Annotated in this window: 19 protein-coding genes; 8 read left to right on the top strand and 11 right to left on the bottom strand. The window is 52.8% G+C overall.

The genetic code is table 11. From position 1 onward, the window contains the following. Positions 1-184: 184 nt before the first annotated feature. Positions 185-1,018, bottom strand: coding sequence for an HPP family protein (locus tag AV059_RS21095; protein ID WP_007190019.1), 834 nt, complete (start codon positions 1,016-1,018; stop codon positions 185-187). 122 nt (positions 1,019-1,140) lie between these two features. Between AV059_RS21095 and AV059_RS23210 the strand changes: the two genes are divergently transcribed. Further along, positions 1,141-1,497, top strand: a complete 357-nt coding sequence (locus AV059_RS23210; RefSeq protein WP_058997987.1) for a hypothetical protein — start codon at positions 1,141-1,143, stop codon at positions 1,495-1,497. Positions 1,498-1,842: 345 nt separating this feature from the next. Here AV059_RS23210 and AV059_RS21085 read toward each other — a convergent pair whose 3' ends face one another. Then, on the bottom strand, positions 1,843-2,856 hold the full coding sequence (locus tag AV059_RS21085; protein ID WP_058997985.1) for a hypothetical protein: 1,014 nt from the start codon (positions 2,854-2,856) through the stop codon (positions 1,843-1,845). A 372-nt stretch (positions 2,857-3,228) separates the two neighbouring features. Continuing rightward, positions 3,229-3,426 carry a hypothetical protein gene (locus tag AV059_RS21080; protein ID WP_058997983.1) on the bottom strand — a complete coding sequence of 66 codons (198 nt, stop codon included), beginning with the start codon at positions 3,424-3,426 and terminating at the stop codon, positions 3,229-3,231. Positions 3,427-3,511: 85 nt separating this feature from the next. Here AV059_RS21080 and AV059_RS21075 point away from each other — a divergent pair, with 85 nt between their 5' ends. Further along, complete coding sequence (locus AV059_RS21075; RefSeq protein WP_058997981.1) at positions 3,512-3,757, top strand: hypothetical protein; 246 nt, start codon at positions 3,512-3,514, stop codon at positions 3,755-3,757. Between the two features lie 136 nt (positions 3,758-3,893). Here the strand turns inward: AV059_RS21075 and AV059_RS21070 are convergent, their stop codons facing one another. The 4 genes from AV059_RS21070 to AV059_RS21060 all read right to left on the bottom strand — a co-directional run bounded on the left by AV059_RS21070 (position 3,894) and on the right by AV059_RS21060 (position 6,892). Then, positions 3,894-5,042, bottom strand: a complete 1,149-nt coding sequence (locus tag AV059_RS21070; RefSeq protein ID WP_058997979.1) for a Fic family protein — start codon at positions 5,040-5,042, stop codon at positions 3,894-3,896. Between the two features lie 365 nt (positions 5,043-5,407). Beyond that, entirely contained in the window at positions 5,408-6,280 is an 873-nt protein-coding gene (locus AV059_RS21065) for a hypothetical protein (protein WP_058997976.1), read from the bottom strand. 202 nt (positions 6,281-6,482) lie between these two features. After that, entirely contained in the window at positions 6,483-6,617 is a 135-nt protein-coding gene (locus tag AV059_RS23065) for a hypothetical protein (protein ID WP_255356219.1), read from the bottom strand. Next, positions 6,614-6,892: a hypothetical protein gene (locus AV059_RS21060; RefSeq protein WP_008313668.1), complete on the bottom strand. Its 279-nt coding sequence runs from the start codon at positions 6,890-6,892 to the stop codon at positions 6,614-6,616. Before AV059_RS21060 ends, AV059_RS23065 begins: the two co-directional genes overlap by 4 nt. 174 nt (positions 6,893-7,066) lie before the next feature. Between AV059_RS21060 and AV059_RS22210 the strand changes: the two genes are divergently transcribed. From AV059_RS22210 to AV059_RS21725, 4 genes are all read left to right on the top strand, one after another. Next, a complete protein-coding gene (locus tag AV059_RS22210; protein ID WP_154021068.1) occupies positions 7,067-7,360 on the top strand; it encodes a hypothetical protein in 294 nt (97 codons plus the stop codon). A 159-nt stretch (positions 7,361-7,519) separates the two neighbouring features. Beyond that, positions 7,520-7,849, top strand: a complete 330-nt coding sequence (locus AV059_RS21055; RefSeq protein ID WP_058997974.1) for a hypothetical protein — start codon at positions 7,520-7,522, stop codon at positions 7,847-7,849. Further along, positions 7,846-8,109, top strand: coding sequence for a hypothetical protein (locus AV059_RS21050; RefSeq protein ID WP_058997972.1), 264 nt, complete (start codon positions 7,846-7,848; stop codon positions 8,107-8,109). The genes AV059_RS21055 and AV059_RS21050 overlap by 4 nt, the downstream gene beginning before the upstream one ends. 1,154 nt (positions 8,110-9,263) lie before the next feature. Further along, positions 9,264-9,797, top strand: coding sequence for a stage II sporulation protein M (locus tag AV059_RS21725; RefSeq protein ID WP_195156705.1), 534 nt, complete (start codon positions 9,264-9,266; stop codon positions 9,795-9,797). Positions 9,798-9,835: 38 nt separating this feature from the next. On the opposite strand, the gene AV059_RS22205 is transcribed toward AV059_RS21725, so the two are convergent. Then, the gene (locus AV059_RS22205; protein WP_154021067.1) at positions 9,836-10,441 is read right to left on the bottom strand and encodes a YIP1 family protein; all 606 of its coding nucleotides are present in this window, start codon (positions 10,439-10,441) and stop codon (positions 9,836-9,838) included. Positions 10,442-10,734: 293 nt separating this feature from the next. Here AV059_RS22205 and AV059_RS22885 point away from each other — a divergent pair, with 293 nt between their 5' ends. Together AV059_RS22885 and AV059_RS22880 are read left to right on the top strand one after the other, a co-directional pair. Then, positions 10,735-11,292, top strand: a complete 558-nt coding sequence (locus AV059_RS22885; protein ID WP_228841865.1) for a hypothetical protein — start codon at positions 10,735-10,737, stop codon at positions 11,290-11,292. Continuing rightward, entirely contained in the window at positions 11,289-11,756 is a 468-nt protein-coding gene (locus AV059_RS22880; protein WP_228841864.1) for a hypothetical protein, read from the top strand. The genes AV059_RS22885 and AV059_RS22880 overlap by 4 nt, the downstream gene beginning before the upstream one ends. Before the next feature lie 49 nt (positions 11,757-11,805). Here the strand turns inward: AV059_RS22880 and AV059_RS21035 are convergent, their stop codons facing one another. The 3 genes from AV059_RS21035 to AV059_RS21030 all read right to left on the bottom strand — a co-directional run bounded on the left by AV059_RS21035 (position 11,806) and on the right by AV059_RS21030 (position 15,191). Beyond that, on the bottom strand, positions 11,806-12,165 hold the full coding sequence (locus AV059_RS21035) for a hypothetical protein (RefSeq protein ID WP_058997968.1): 360 nt from the start codon (positions 12,163-12,165) through the stop codon (positions 11,806-11,808). A 3-nt stretch (positions 12,166-12,168) separates the two neighbouring features. Continuing rightward, the gene (locus AV059_RS23205) at positions 12,169-12,372 is read right to left on the bottom strand and encodes a helix-turn-helix domain-containing protein (protein ID WP_369815305.1); all 204 of its coding nucleotides are present in this window, start codon (positions 12,370-12,372) and stop codon (positions 12,169-12,171) included. Positions 12,373-13,043: 671 nt separating this feature from the next. Beyond that, the gene (locus tag AV059_RS21030) at positions 13,044-15,191 is read right to left on the bottom strand and encodes a P-loop NTPase fold protein (RefSeq protein WP_058997966.1); all 2,148 of its coding nucleotides are present in this window, start codon (positions 15,189-15,191) and stop codon (positions 13,044-13,046) included. Positions 15,192-15,516 lie beyond the last annotated feature (325 nt).

Below are 15,516 nucleotides of genomic sequence, written 5' to 3'. Positions count from 1 at the left end.
TCAGTTGAAATCGCAGTCAATCCGGCAGTAGTCGATCTAAAACGACACTCGTCCCGTCTTCGGTCCGGGGCACTGTATTCTCCAGCAAGTGCTCGTCAGCCTTGTGCGCACTAGCCATGTTGTCTCACCGATTCGAGGGAAATACTACCGCCTTGACTAGGTGAAGAGTACGATCCGTACTGTATTACTCGGGGTTCTGTGGTTCCGCTGTCTCTGGAGCGTACCCGGCCTCTTGGAGACTTGTCAGAACTTGCTCGATTGTTTCGAGAGTGTCGTATAGGTTTTCTGTGGTGCGACCGCTGCTAAGGAACTCGTTACTGTCTGTGTTCTCTACAAGAAGGTTAGCATGGGCGACGTCATTGCGGAGCTGGGTGACTTCGTGGAGGCGTGATCCTGCGCTCCCTTTCGTCGAGAACCCGCAGACTTGCCAGCAGGCCTTGACGCTGGAAACGATCGTTTCGAGCGTGGAAAACTGGGCATAGTGGAGCTCATTTAGAGCGACGTTAGCGGCTTGTGCGTCCTCATATCGGTCATCAATACCCTCGAGTTCGTCTGTAGTGACTGGCGAATTTCTCCAGTCTGGCTTCTTATCGAGGATGAGTTCCCGCAGGTGTTGCTCAAGATATGTGATACGGTCGAAGAGGTAGATGCGTGCTGGGGGGGTATTGAGGTCAGCTCGGGTGAGGATACCGGTGACGTGGCTGTGACCGCCAAGGAAGTAGAGGGGCTTCTCAATGAGGGCAGAAAGAAGGTCTGTAAACGGGGTGTCGCCGCTGATCATATAATCGATGGTCAGTGGGGTGAGAGAGTCGCTGAGAGTCTCTCCCTTATCGCTGTTCGTGATGTCATTCTTATGTACGAATCCGACTGGATCGCCGTCAGCGTAGACCGGGGCCGCATCGTATCCGTTTTCATTGAGCCACGCAGCGGCATCACTTGGTGACGTATCGCGGTCGAGATGTTCGATAGAGTGTGTAGCAAGTTCAGACGCGGTGCAGTCATAGAGGTCGCGTGGCATATCCGCTGGTGAAATTGCTGGATAAATTAACTCAACGGAATGTATGCAGTGCATCTGCGACAGACTTGGGTCCTCATCTACCCCAAGCTTAATGCACTATGGGCATATATTATATAGTATATATGCTTAAAGGACATTTCGAGTCAGCGGGGGCGAGTATTGAGTACGGTGCCGCTGACTGTCTCTTTCCTGTCGATGAATTGGACGCGATAGTGCTCCAGCACCGAGATGCACAAATTGCACTCGACAACGCTGATGGGTCGGACGTCGTGGTCGTTGCTCCAACAAGCCTTGCCACTAGTTACGCCCTCACTCAGCACACGCTCACTGCGATCCCTGTAGAGAGCCTTTCTACTGCGGTTCGGACACAAGTCGCTGACGCACTTGCGACTTCTGTCGATGGGTTTGAATTGATCCAGATCGGTAAGTGGAATACTGATAGTCAGAATCACTCACTTGCGGAATTCAAAAGCGCCTGAACCATTGCCCCGGACGACGTACGGCTGGCCTCGAATTCCAAGGTATAGGAAGGTGCTGAGCACTACGTTTCCTCAATGCATGAGTCACCGACACCTCTCACCGAGAACTGTGACATTCCAAGAGCATTCGTTGTTGACGAAGGCGGCTGATATATCAATGGCCGAGTCTACAGTCGCGAAGTGAGTACACAATACGCTCCGCGCTGAAGGCTATCTTCATACAAGTGGAACCTCCTTACGTGGGTGGCCGAGCGAGTTTGTGAACGCACGCTCACAAGCGATACGACGGGGCAGTCCCAATGCAAAAGTCCGGTCAAAACCTCAGAGGGTAGGTATTGTTGTTGCTTAGAGACTGTTCAAGTCGATAAACTCTAACTCTTCCTCCAGATACTGGTATGTGGATAGGCCTTCTTTTTCACAGTGCTCGCTCAGATTCGCTGGGATGACCTCGTCTCCCTTCGGGCCCTCATAGACTACAGTAACATCGTACCCATCTACCTCGACTACCACCGCAAGATCGGGATCATCGTGTGAAGATTTGATGACGTAGTCGCCGACCGTGAACGGATTTTCGGCGAATTCCAGATTCTCGTGCTTGTACGTATAGAGACTAATATCCTGATCATCGCAGTATGATGAGAGCAGGGCCGGTGAAATATCTCTCCAGTCACCGGGCCCCTCATCAAGTGAACTCGGGAATGCTACCCTGACAGCTTCTCCATCGAGTTCTTGTCCATACAGTTCGACCTGCGTTTCTGGGGGGAGAACCTCAATTACAACACCCACTGATGCATCTTCGTCGTCGCACTTCTGGACGCGATCTCCCGGCTGGAACGGATTCTCGGGAGTTTGATTCATATTTGCGGTGTTCGGCCCGAGGTCCTGGAGATCGTTCATTGGTCGAGTTGCCAAGTGTTCGAGTTTCTCAGGCGAGTTACCAGAGAACTGTTCCTCTGTCTCGACCTTCGATTCAAGCGTTTCGACGTGCTCCCAGCCGAGCAGAATCAAACTATCCTCGTTGTCTCGATGCCAGGCCATCACAATGATATCATCTTCAGAATCTTTCTCAACAAGCGTCTCAGGCAGGAATGACGAAACGTCCCGAGAGGTCTTAACGTCGATATTATAGCCAAAAACCTCGAAATCGTGACCAGAGTAGCTCTCTGGGTTACACCGTCGAATCGCATCCTCGTTCTCCCATTCCCACATCTCCGCTGGGAGGTACTCTCGACAGAACTGCTCAAACGCGATTTCCCCAAGATTTCCGATACGCTTCACATCAACATTATCTGCGCCCTGCTTCACCGCTTGGTGATGGGCGCGATCTCTATCTATTTCGTCAGGAGTAAACTGATACACACGTCAACCAGTAGACTCAACCCGTATGAATATTCCCCTGGATTCACTCCATGAGTCGGGGACGGCGTAGGTATGGAACTGATTTATCGGGCTCTGTTGAGAATCACTAGATCGTGCCGAGATAGGTAGCTCAATCGAGGGGCATAAATCACGTTCTCGGAGCGCTCATCTTGGAGAGCGCTCCTCAGTGTTAATTATGAACTGATCTAGAGCTCAATCCGGACACGACCGCTTTGAGGGTTGACCCCTTTGTCGTCACGCCGACGCCCGCGGAAGACGGGTGACGGTCCGCAGGGATGGCAGGTTTGATGACTTGACCATACGGTGACGGAACGATACCTCTAGAGGACGCTGTCCCACGGATGACGGGAATCAGCGACGGAACCGGTCTCTTGGGGCGACATCAAGAATACCGGGTTCGACGAGACGGGGACCGTCCTCCCGTTCGCCGGTGAGTGTCAGGCACAGCTGGCCGTCGACCTTCCCTCCGACAACCGAGATTGTACCGATTTCGTCGGGAAACGAGACGGTCGTCCAGCCATCGGGTTTCCGGACCCGCAATTCGGTCATCAGTTCTTCTTCTCTCGGCAAGCAGTATCAGCACTCTGGCTGGCATCCGAGCCATTTTGTGTCTCCCTCGAAGCCGGAGGAGAGCATGAGTACGACAGCACCTTCCTTCGAGGAGTATGACTTCGACCGCGGCGGTCGCGTCCGAGCCGACTGGACCGAGGGAGACGGCCCACTCGATGTAGTCGTCGGAACCGTTACAGAAATTTCGTGTTCCGGCGGCAACGTGATCGTCTCTGTTGAGGCTGACGACGACCAGTATCCCGACCGCTCGATCTACGGCGGGATCCATGATTGCGCTCCCGAGTGGGTCGAGCCACTAGAGCAATCCTAGTCTGACAGCAAGGGAACTCGCCCGTATTTTGTGAGCCTCCGCCGGGTGAGAGGCGTTCCAGAGAGAGCGTCTTGACTACCAGCTATGTCGGAAAAGCACACAGTACAGACCAAGCTAGTTCGTTTTGGCCCCGCTCTCACTCTAGGGGCTGGTCGAGAATGTCGAAGATATCGACAGCCTTGAACTCCTGATACCGCTCTTTCCCCGTTGTTTCGGTCAGGACATCCTGTGCTTCAAGTTCTTGAATTGCGTTCCGTGCTGTCTGTGCGGTCACATCCAGTAGCTCAGCGACGTCGTTCGTGGTCAGGTATGGCTGCTTGAACAGGCGCATCGCTAACCGGTCGGCAGCTGTTTTCTCGTGTCCATAGGTTCGCTCGTACTCTCGACGGAGATTCCGAAGATTGTTCGTTCGTGTGACTGCCTCGGCAGCTTGTGAGCGAATCCCCTCGACGAAGAACTCTAGCCAAGGCTCCCAGGCACCCGTTTCGCTGACTGTTCGCATCCGGTCAGCATACTCGATCTTGTTGCGGTTGAAATACGCGCTCGGATACAGATACGGTTGTGTGAGGTAGCCGTTCTGAATCAGCTGTAACGTGATGAGAATACGTCCCAAGCGGCCGTTCCCATCCTCGAAGGGGTGAATCGTCTCGAACTGATAGTGGACGAGCCCAAGCTGGACAAGGTCGTGGTACTCGCTGGTCGTGTTGCAGTACTCGATTAGATTCGTCATCAGCTCCGGAATCCGGTCCGGTGCTGGCGGGACGAATGGTTCCTGGAACGACGAGGCTGCCGGGAGATTGATCGGCTTCGCACGGAACTCCCCAGGGTATTCACAGTGACCACGCACGTCCGCCATCAGCAACTCGTGCAGGTTCTGTAACAGTCCAAGTGTGATCTGGTCGCCCTTGGAGAGCCGAGTCGCACCTTTAGTGATCGTCCGCTCGTAATTGAGTGCTTCTTGGACATCCTTCCGAGTGGTACCGCTATCGGCAAGTTCCTGGGACCGGAATACGTCCTCGATATCGATATCTGCACCCTCAAGCACGACCGATTCGACGGCTTCGCGACGGACCATTGTCGTGTATAGCAACGGATTGGCTTCCGTCTCGTCGCCGATCCCTTCCAGCCGTCCGAGCTGATAGATGGCGTCCTGCAGCAACTGCTGGAAGTCGGCGTCGAATTCGAGGGCATGTGCCGGTGGCAGTGGATCTGGAAGATAGTATGGCCGGCGTCCGAAGGGAACATACTCGCCAGGCGCTTCATCGGGAAGACTGTTGCCCGCCATTTTGCTTGCGGTCATCGTATTCGGGCTAAGGCAAAAACACCTGTGATATATTTTGGTTAGCGCAGCGAATATCCGACATCTCTATATATGCGGAAAACCGGACACCGCCGCTAACCCAAATCGGGGATACGAGCTACAGGAAGTTCTTGTGACTGGTCTTGGCGTCACACCCGTTGTGACCACTGGAATTGCTGTGGTCGCTTCGTTCGTGTTACGAGTACTCACTACACTCCTGACAACAGGGGGTCGCTCCCGGTTGCTGCAGCTAGCAAACAGCGGCGTCGACGGCGGCAGGGCACGTACCACCGCGTCCAGTAGCGTTGGTTCAGTGTCGGTTCCGATCCTATCCGGCGTGTGTCACAGGGTCAGGGCGTGGACTCCACCACAACGGGTGTGACGCCACCTGTGGCGGCTTTGTGGTCGCTGTTCTCCAGCAGATCGAGACCGACGTAGCGTTTTTCGAGTAACCCCTCAGCTGTCTCTATATCCATCGCGAGGATCTCGGTTTGTGTCTGGGCTCGGCCGACCTGCCGGGTTTTCTCGACGACGTCGTCGCCGCCGATGTCGACCAGTGTCTCCCAGACACGCTTGATCGTCTGGCGATGTGGTTCCTTCCCGAGTTCGGCGGTGAGGGCAGTCTGTATATCGCTTTTTGTCATGAAGACGCCGCTGCCGTCGGTTCGCTTCGTGGCAAACTCTGGCCAGCGCTTGGCGATGCTGATCGCGCGATAGGTGTTCTGGCGGTTCGAGCGCTCGACGAACATGGTCTTGACTTTCGATTGGCGGCAGTTCGCGAAGAAATCCAGCGGTGAACTGCTGGGTTCGATTCCTTCGGGGAGCTGCTCGGCGTCTTCCTGCTGGTCGGCGTCGGCTTCGAGTTGCTGGGCTTTGGCGATAGCACTCTTGGCAACCTCGCGGGTGGTTTCCTGCTGTGCTTCGAGGTCGTCAAGGCGCTGGTCGTTCGTGGCGGCGTCACCGACGGCAGTGGTGGCAACCTCGTGGGTCCGTTCGAGGTTGGCCTCTAGTTCGGTGACGCGTTCGTGGAGGTCATCGATAGTCGCGACCAGCGTCTCAAGAACACTCGAAACGAGGGGTGACACGTCGCCGTCGAGATCGCTGACGAGCGCTTGGAGTTCGTCGGTATCCATCTCAGCCTGTTCGATATCCATGTCGAGGTGGTCGGCGAGGGCTTGGTTGGTGGCTGTGTCGTCGTCGCTGGAGTTTGTTTGTCGTGGCATTGTGACCACAGGGCCCGTGCTCGGAATCGAACCGAGCAGTGCTGACCACAGCACGGGCTACCGGTGACGTAGCTGGCGCTCTCTAGACGAGCGGTTGGCTCGTGGCGACCCCGCTCCGTCTAGTGGATTTGCGTCGTGGCAACACGCCGCCGACTAGCAGTGCGTGTATGCTGCCGTCGCCCGGACCGGCGTGACACTGGGTTCACCGGTCGCGGGACACCCCCGCTGGTGGCAGTGGTACAGTTGTGGGCGACACTGTGGGGGCTTCGAGTGGCTGGGCGGCCAGATGCGGATGGCCGTGGAGGTAGGCCGGGCAGTTTGATCGGTGCGTACTCATTGTGGGCCTCCGCTGACGGCGAGGAGCACCTGTCTGGCTTCGCGTGTTCGTCTGGTTGTGGTGTCTGTCTGGGCCAGTGCAAGTCGGGCTGCGCAGGCGTCGAGGCGTGCTTGGGTGTAGCTGCGCTCGTAGCCCGGCGGATCGAGGACGCTCTGGCAGTACTCGATGACGGCGGCGTCAGTGTCGGCGTTTGATAAGAGGCACTTGGCTGTCGATAGTCTACGCTCCTGACGGTCCTGTGCGGTATCGTTTTGTGGTCTGATTGCTTCGGTCATGATGCCGTGCGCGACCGGGTCAGCGGGGCCCTAACCCCGGTGGCTCGATTTTGGTAGCCTATTGTTCCCCGGCGAGTCGCACATATTCGGTGATGTACCATCACAAGCACTTAGTGGTTGGCATCGTACTGTGCCAAATACAGTAGAACAATGCCACAAGTCATAGAACAAGGTATGCCCGACAAATCCGGCGGAAATAACAGCAAACCCGATGAAAATAGCAGTATGGGTAAGGAGGAAAGAGTGAGACAAGTGCTGGGTCTGTTGGTCGAAACAGAGCTTCACCTCCCGCCAAACGTTATTTTCCACAACTGTAAGGAGAGAGGTGCTACGTTCGAAAGACGGACTGTTAATCGATATCTGAAGGAACTGCTTAAGGAAGGATACGTAGAGAGAGTTGATAGTACTGATGGGTTCTACAAAGCGACTGAAAAGGGACGAAGATACTACTACGGAGACCAATCTTAGCGCTTCTTTTTGGCATAGTACTATGACAAGCACTAAGTAGCCGGAAGCCGTGACTATTGAGTAGGAACAGACGCGCTGCTGGGCGATTTCGTGCTTTCGAGAACACGAGTTGCCCACCGTGGTCACAACACGGCAGGCGCGTCGGTTCCTGGAAGAACCATGAGTAAGTCTGCCTCGCCGACTAGTAAATCTGTCGGCACGACTGACGCACATCCACAGGAACGTATCGCTCGCGAACTGCTCACGCAAGGCCGCCCGCTCTTCTTGGGCGTCGACGGCGAAGGCGCGGCATACTACTGGGACTCGTATGAGTTCGCCGTGGCCGTCGTTGCGACGGACGACCAAGCCGAGAAAGTCGCACTTGCCGAGACGCCGTATGAAACACTCGCAGGATGGTGCGAGTACACGCAGGACGAACGCGGCTGGGCCGTTGGCCCGCACGTCGGCGGCTCACTCATCGGCGATCTCGCTCGGGGGCTGAACGCATGAGCAAGACCGTTCGCTGTACGGTCGAGAACCGCCACCGAGTCCAGCGGGCCGCCCGAGCGTTGCGGGAGACCGCGCCGACCGCGGTGGTCGAGACGACGCCGCCGGTGCGTTCGGAACACAACGCCTGGACGCTCGACGCCGTGCTTCGAGAGACTGAGGGTGTCCCGCCGGAAGTGCTCCGGGAGCTCGCGCTGGCCGGGCTGACGCTCCAACCGACGCCCACGCAGGCTGAGCATCAGCACGTCGTTGCGACGGCCTGAGCGGGACAGCGATACCTCTATCTTTTTGATGATTTAGGCGTGCCTTTTGCATGGGTTGCGATGGTTTCCGAGACTACTCCTGACAGCTCGCGACCCCGCGCCGGGACCTGGTGAGGCAGGTCCCACGACAGCGCGAGTATGTATCTGTGGCTGACGGCCGAGTTGTATGTAAACCCCCCCTTGTACTTCCGGGAGGTACTGAGTAGTGCGAGAATAAGCGCCTTTGAGTGGGTTTGGTCTTGGGGACCGAGATGGTCCCGCTATGCAGTTCGGCCTTTTGAGTCGCTGTCAGGGCTATATTCTGATGGCGTGTGATAGGGTGTAATAAAGATAGCTTGTACTTCCGGGGTGGTGGGTCGCTAACCAACACTTGGTGGTGATGGCGGTCCAGTGTTGGTTAGCCGGACTGGCTGCTGATGATCGGTAGAGTGTCTTTTTACGGACTGGTTTCATTTCGGTGTAGGTCCTGTTCACGACCAATTCTGACTAGTACCAGAGCTTTTGTGGTCTGCAAGTTACAGTCACTGCACTGACCGAATCATCACAAGCGATTGTCTCAGTGCCCGCTGTTTCTCGACCCCATGCTGTGAGAGACTGGGGGTGTCCCGCCCGAAGTGCTTCGAGAGTTCGCATTGGCCGGGCTGATACTCCCGCTGACGCCTCCGTAGTCCAAGCATCAGTACCTTGTTCGGACGGACTGAGTGGACCAAGCAATCTGATCTCATCGGACAGATCAGCATGTATTATCAGGAAAAAATTCAATAAGAGTGAGGATACAAATGACATCGTGGTTCAAATAAACTTAGACAGAAAAATAGGGGAAGATGCTCGAATAGCACTGCTTACTTGCCTGTCGGCCCTCGTCCTCCTCGCCGGAGGTGTCGGCGGAGCAGTTGCGACAGCTGATGGTGCTCTCGTGATTTTGGGCATTACGGTGGCGAGTCCGATTCCAGGGGATTCCGTTGTTGCTTACAGTGTCGTGACGGCTAGCTCTGGCACTATCACATTCTTTGCCGGACCCGGTTTGGCTCCCCGAGGGGTCATGCAGATGCTTAAAAGCCTCGGGTACGCTCTATAACAACGGCTCTAAGACATTTCGTTTTAATATTTGGTATCCAATGTATCATGGAGTATACTCTGCTCTCCGAACCCGTGTGAGTTTACTGAAGATAGGTGGAGCTATCTATAGTGTTGGATTCCTTATTGGTTTGACATTGGCATTAGAGACTGGATTTGTGGACCCATCTGGTGTTCCTGGCGTATCAAGCGAAAGTTCGATACAGACCAATATTGAGCTACTTAGCTTAGTTGTAAATAACATGTTGAGCGTACTGATTATAGTCCTTGGACTACTCTCAATGGGGATCTTCACTATTCTGATTGGGTCTTATACAGGCCTCATTCACGGTATTATTATTGGAACAGGAATCTCTGAGTCTGTAGGGATTTATCGCGTTGCAATCTTATTCATTCCTCACGCAATTATTGAACTTCCGGCCTTATTTACTGCTATAGCGGCTGGATTAATCATCCCACTTGGACTCAAGGAGTACCTCCGAGAGGAAAAATCTGAGCCACTAACTCATTCAGACCTTGTTGACACGGTAAAATTATTTCTCGTAGCAGAGACTCTAATAGTCATCAGCTCAATAATTGAATATTCGGTCACGCACAGTATTATAAGATGAGTATCCTTATAGAGACTCTCGCTGAGGCAGTTGAGGTTTCATGCGTACATCGAGGGAATATACGAGACAAGCAGTGAGAACCCAACTGGGATTGCAACTAGTAGAACCGATCGCTTAATCCCATTAGAGGTTGCTACTCTGACGCCCGTCACCCATAGATAGCACGTCCACAAGAATAATGTATTATTTATAAGATGAAACAAAGACGTTGCTTTTAGCCCGATTACCGGGATAGTACTGGCTCCATCCACTCCCAAAAACAAAACAGCTCCTTCAAAAACTACGCTAATAGCGCCTGCAACGACAAGACCAATAAATCCCCACCCAATTACAGTCAACAGTTCTCTGAATTCCCCGCTTGTTCCAAATACATAGGTAGAAAAGGTGTAGATCGATCCCGCATAGAATAACCATAGCAAATAGAGTAGCGCCACTACCATTCCTGCTGTGACAAGATTCCCAATAACGTAATAGACTACCGCGTCGCTTGATGTGTTTCCAAGGGCTGCGAACGCTGAAATAATAATAGACACACCAAGCATTAATCCAGCAACACCCACAACGACGACAGAATAGCCGACTCCCGACTGTTCTATCTGTTTCACGAAAAATTTGGTTGGAGAATGAATAACTTTGCCAATCATACTATTATTGTATTTGTTTGTGAATTTGACCGTATTTAGATATATTGCTCGACTCTGTATTTTCAATTCAGGTAGGCTATAGACGCGATTCAGCTATACGTCGGCCACGTTTGGTGACTAGCGCTGGGTGCTCCGTTTCGGGTTTCGGGAGACTGAAGAGCCCACTCAAAATTGAGCACCTGCGATGCCGAAATCCATGATTCAGGACTGTACCTACCACTTCCCTCTCTTTGAATTAAATTTGATAACAGTACCTAACACTTATACATCATGTTAATAATTCTTACATGGAAATGACAGAGGCAGATGAGGGTGGACTAGAAAGTTTCACGAGACAAGACCTCCGCAAGGCAACCAAATTCGTTGAGGGGGATTACAGTGGTATCAATCCGCGATCCTTCTATCGGAAATTAAAGCGCGCTGTCGAAGAGATCCAAGACCCCGGCGGATTCAAATATGAGACGGAGGGGACGCAAAGTGCCGATCTCGAAATCGAGAGCGAAGACGTTGGAGCAAAAACGGGCACGATGAAAGGGAGACTGCGGGCCGACTCAGAGTGGCTTGAAGTCGGAAACGGGGAACTGGAATACCGCCCGTATGGCCCACATGGTGCCATGGGTGCTGTTTTGGGGATTGTGATGCTCCTGCTCGGTATCGGCGGTGGCGGTCTTCTCTGGACGCTCCTCGGCATCGTAGCAACAGGTGGCGGCATCTATGGCTATACCAGAAAAGAGTTCGAGACCTTCCCAATCATCCATCAAGACTCAATCCGAGTTCTACTAACTGGTGAGGTGAGCGAACGGACAAAAAAGGCGAAGACGAAACTCGGACTGACATATTTGCCAATATGAGCGTCGTCTTTTCTGGTGACGTCTTTGTCGCCGTCGATTCAGGGAGCTTAGACGAACTTGATTGGACCTTCCGGCGAGAGGTCGTCAATCAAGTCAAACGATGGCACAACGAAGTTGTCGAATCCGACCGAGAACGGCTTCAGGTCGAGAGCGGGTTTATTTGGCAACTGAAGGAATGGATCGACCGAGATGTCCAAAAACACCGCGGTGTTATTGAAGGGTGTCAAACAGGCCTGATTCGGGATGCCCCGTTTGAATACCGCGTCGCATATACGGACTTGCTGAAAGAGCAACTAACGGCAGAAATGCGTGAAACGCTGGAAACGCATGAAGATGAATTGATGGCGGAACTTGAAGAACTGGCTGAGGATGTCGATGTTTATGTCGAACGAGAAGGGCTACAGCACACCAGTCAACTAGAAGGCTCGTCTGGTGACCCAGATCCCGAGCTGGGGCCAGAGTAGCGTAGCTTCCATACCGGAAAAACCGCTGACGCGATAATTTTTGACCACACTATTTGTCGCCGAACAAATCGTCGGTAAGCTCGTTGAGCGGCACCGTTTCGCCGCGCTCTAACTCGCCCTCGACCGCTTCGACGTCGGCCAGCACCTCGTCGGAGAGCCGTAGCGCGACAAGTGCGGTCCACTCGACCGTGGAGTCCTCGGTGCCTTCGCTTGCGACCAGTTCGTCGCTTTCCATCTCCCGCAAGCGACACCGAATAATCTCGCTGCCGACCTCGATATCGAAATGCTCGGCCAGCGCGTCGGCGACCTCGGCGACAGTCAGCATCGGAGCATCCACAGTGGTCTCGTAGTCGAACGCTTTCAGCACGTCTTGTTCGGTCAGCTCCGCTGTATCGTCTGTCGGCATCATGAGCTACTTTTCTCCAGCAGCGGTCACTTCGGCTTGGATGTGCACGCGCTCGTAGGGCATGAACGGCGCTTTCGCCCGCCCTTTGCCCTCGCGGAAGTGGACAATGTCGGCGTCTTCGAGAACACCTATGTCGTTGCTCACCTGCGGGTTCTTCCGGTCGAGGCGGTCGGCCAACTCGGTGACGCTGTCGGCTGGCCCTCGTTGCAGTTCGCGGATGAGCGCAACACGCTGCGGCGACAGGAGCGTCCGCAGTTCTGACGGATTGTCGAAGTGGTGAATGGCAGCGGCCGCTCTCTGGTCCTCGAACTGCTCAATGAACGTGTCGGCTGTCTCGTCGACGCCGCCCCCGCTCTGATATGCAGTTCGTCAGGGTAGTCGTCGGGATCGTCGGGATGCAGCCACTCGTCGACAGGTGGCTCGTCGAATCGGGCGGTCACGGCAATGAATCGTTCTGCTACTGTCATAATACCTCTCTACAAATGCAGTGGAACTAGGAGTCCGTCATAGAAGCCGTCGCGACTGGTCTATCATTCCTGCTTGGACTTCCGGGAGGTACAGAGCATCAGGAGATTAAGCGTGTTTGAGCGGTCTTGCCCTTGAGGATCGAGTTGGTCCGCTATGTAATTCGGGCGCTTGAGTGCCTATGAGGGGCGTACTCTGGCGGTGTGTGATAGGGTGTAATAAAGATGGCTTGTACTTCCGGGGGTGGGGTCCGCTAACCAACACTCTTCAGTAGGAGATTGTTGATACGCTCTCGGTGTTCTGATGGGGGTCGACGAGAACGAATAGAATGCCTCTCTAACTCGATTAGCGATTATCTGACACCGACCAAAACCGCAAGATTGTCAGCTATCAACAATGTGCTACGATAGACCGACCTATTTGTTCATGTTCTTGCGCTTAGAAAATGTCCATGCTTCAAGAGAGCTGGGGTCTTCTCCTGCTTCCCGTAACTCTCTTCCGCGCAAGAACTTTTCCACCGCTTTCCTTTCGTCTTCATCAAGTCTGTTCTTATCGATTGATTGCAGCCTTTTTTCAGCCTCTTCTATGTCTATGAATGGTTCAAGCCATTCTGGATCGATATAGTAAAACCGCCCTATTGCAGACGAACGACCTTCCCGTAGGAAGCTATCAACCAAGTCCACCAGCGACTCGTCGTCTGATGCGTAGCTCTGAGACCACTCTACTGCTTCTTTTTGATCCCCCCATTCTATCCAAGTGTCAAGAACTCTGTCAAGATGATGTGGCTGCTCAGATAATTTATTACTCTCCGCCTTCCCTTCTACCTGCTCCACCCAAACTTGTTTGAGACTGTTGATGGTATCCATGGATAGCAGTCGATTCTCTTCTCTCTTCGTGTTGCCGCCGTGCTCTCCATGTTCTTGTAGACATCGAATAAGAAAGTGGGTGGTGAAGTAAGTCGATCCATCGCGTCGAATGGCGTCTTCTAAGATGGGTCCTGGATCAGCTGTATCTTCGAGCATGTTGTGTACAGCTCGGTAAATGTGCCCTCGATTACCGTCGTTGAACTGGTTGGCAGGTGGGTCAACCTCTATCAGGTGGTCGCTGAGTCTGAAGAGCACTTTTGTTGCCCCTTTTTTATTTCCGACTTCAGCGGCATGTTCTTCGAACCTTTTTAGAAAGTTATGGGCCTCAGACCTCCCTGAATCTCTCCTCTGATCTGATAGCTCCATTAGGTGCTTCTCAAATTTTTCAGGGTTTTCTGTGGATTGGACTATCGATTGGAATTCGTCTATTGGGATTTGTCCCTCTGGCACGGTTTGTCGGAAGTAGTAGGAAAACATCTCTGGATGGCAGATTCGGTTCCTCTTCCGATATGTGTTTGAGTTCTCTGATATAGTGCGGCCCATGGCGAAGTCATCTTCTTCAAATCGCGGGAATAGATATGAGAGAAGCATCGTTGCAGAGTCTTTGTGATCACCATCGAAGTTTTCCCATAAAAAAGAATAGTCGGGACTATTAGACCGTTCCATTTGCCTCCGGTTGGTAAATTTCGATTTATTCGTTCTGACTTGGTCGTATAGACTGTTGAAGTAGATTCTAAGTGCCTCCACTGCAATGAGGTCAAGATAGTTAATCTCGTTCTGGAGGGCACCATACGATGTCTTGACAGCGTTGGATAGGCGTATAGCGTCACGGGGAGTTTGAACCAACGGTTCAATACCCTCTTTGTATACCGTTTGCCAATGAGACGAATCAAATACGATCTCGTCGTCCCCGACAATAGCATCTAATCGGTCAGTAAAGAACTGGTCAAGTGATCCCTCACGGGGTATTGGAACATGTTGGGGTAACTGGATTATTTTCTCCAGATATTCATCTCCGTTCTGCACACCCCTCTCACCCGTTTCAAGGGCCTCAGTGATAATGTCGCGGTCGAATGCGAGGACGTATATTAGATTTGGAAAGTCAGCGACGCTTTTGACGAGCCGGAACATTTGTTTGATCTCTTCATCAGTTAATCGATCGATGTCGTCGATGAACACCACTATAGGTTGATCTATTCCTGTTAGCAACTCAGAAATCTCGTCCTTGAGCTTGCCGATATTCTCCTCTTCAATCGAAATCATATCTGCAAACCTTCCGAGAAATGGGCCTGCAGGGACACCGGTAAGCTTGTAGAATGGAACTTTTGATACAGTGCGAGAAAGATCAGCCAACTTCTCCTTTGCGTCGCTGAACTTTTCGTCATCCCCCAAGCCTGTCCGCAACTGCGAGAAGAATTTCTCTATTAGATCTGCTTGTCCAGAGAACCACCATGGGTTGAACCTGACAATGACTGGCTGCTCTTCACGGCTCTCAATTTCTGACTCGACAAAATTCAGAATACTGCTCTTTCCTGATCCCCACTGTCCGTAGATTCCAATGACGAACTCCTCGTCTGGGGTCCAACCACAGATAGTATCTGCAAGATGTTCAGCAAAGGTCCCGTAACCTAACTGATCTGCTTCAATATCGTTCAATGCAGTATCAGAGTACAGCTTCTGCCCCTCCTCATGTCCCATGTGTAATGATGATCTCAACAACAATAAAAGATAATCGGATAGAGGGATCCGGATTCAAAAGTACCAGTAAAATCAAAACAAAGTGTGCTACAAAATCTGCGATCGTTCAGGTAGCCTGTCGTCCAATACCCCTTGGGATTTGCATGAGAGGCTGCTTGAGGTTGGTAAGTGTTAACGGTGTAGAAACCATTGGATTCCTTTCAGCTCATTCCTGAAGAGCTGGCGAAGTTGCGATCCGAAGTCGCTTGGCAGATGCTGACTTGTTCTCCTTCAGACGCTCTTCAGTAAACTGGCGGAACCAGGAGTATTAGTGCCTCTGGCTCGG

This window comes from Haloarcula sp. CBA1127 (genome assembly GCF_001485575.1).
Taxonomy (GTDB): Archaea; Halobacteriota; Halobacteria; order Halobacteriales; family Haloarculaceae; genus Haloarcula.
Note: the sequence above shows the minus strand (reverse complement) of the source record. Positions and strands in the feature narration are given on the sequence as shown.

What these genes read in the sequence shown, in the direction of transcription:
- AV059_RS22885 (WP_228841865.1), top strand. Translation starts at nt 10,735, where the DNA reads ATGACAGAGGCAGATGAGGGTGGACTAGAAAGTTTCACGAGACAAGAC.
- AV059_RS21065 (WP_058997976.1), bottom strand. Translation starts at nt 6,280, where the DNA reads ATGCCACGACAAACAAACTCCAGCGACGACGACACAGCCACCAACCAA.
- AV059_RS21095 (WP_007190019.1), bottom strand. Translation starts at nt 1,018, where the DNA reads ATGCCACGCGACCTCTATGACTGCACCGCGTCTGAACTTGCTACACAC.
- AV059_RS22210 (WP_154021068.1), top strand. Translation starts at nt 7,067, where the DNA reads ATGCCCGACAAATCCGGCGGAAATAACAGCAAACCCGATGAAAATAGC.
- AV059_RS23065 (WP_255356219.1), bottom strand. Translation starts at nt 6,617, where the DNA reads ATGAGTACGCACCGATCAAACTGCCCGGCCTACCTCCACGGCCATCCG.
- AV059_RS21050 (WP_058997972.1), top strand. Translation starts at nt 7,846, where the DNA reads ATGAGCAAGACCGTTCGCTGTACGGTCGAGAACCGCCACCGAGTCCAG.
- AV059_RS21070 (WP_058997979.1), bottom strand. Translation starts at nt 5,042, where the DNA reads ATGGCGGGCAACAGTCTTCCCGATGAAGCGCCTGGCGAGTATGTTCCC.
- AV059_RS22880 (WP_228841864.1), top strand. Translation starts at nt 11,289, where the DNA reads ATGAGCGTCGTCTTTTCTGGTGACGTCTTTGTCGCCGTCGATTCAGGG.
- AV059_RS23210 (WP_058997987.1), top strand. Translation starts at nt 1,141, where the DNA reads ATGCTTAAAGGACATTTCGAGTCAGCGGGGGCGAGTATTGAGTACGGT.
- AV059_RS21035 (WP_058997968.1), bottom strand. Translation starts at nt 12,165, where the DNA reads ATGATGCCGACAGACGATACAGCGGAGCTGACCGAACAAGACGTGCTG.
- AV059_RS21075 (WP_058997981.1), top strand. Translation starts at nt 3,512, where the DNA reads ATGAGTACGACAGCACCTTCCTTCGAGGAGTATGACTTCGACCGCGGC.
- AV059_RS21060 (WP_008313668.1), bottom strand. Translation starts at nt 6,892, where the DNA reads ATGACCGAAGCAATCAGACCACAAAACGATACCGCACAGGACCGTCAG.
- AV059_RS21030 (WP_058997966.1), bottom strand. Translation starts at nt 15,191, where the DNA reads ATGGGACATGAGGAGGGGCAGAAGCTGTACTCTGATACTGCATTGAAC.
- AV059_RS22205 (WP_154021067.1), bottom strand. Translation starts at nt 10,441, where the DNA reads ATGATTGGCAAAGTTATTCATTCTCCAACCAAATTTTTCGTGAAACAG.
- AV059_RS21055 (WP_058997974.1), top strand. Translation starts at nt 7,520, where the DNA reads ATGAGTAAGTCTGCCTCGCCGACTAGTAAATCTGTCGGCACGACTGAC.
- AV059_RS21080 (WP_058997983.1), bottom strand. Translation starts at nt 3,426, where the DNA reads ATGACCGAATTGCGGGTCCGGAAACCCGATGGCTGGACGACCGTCTCG.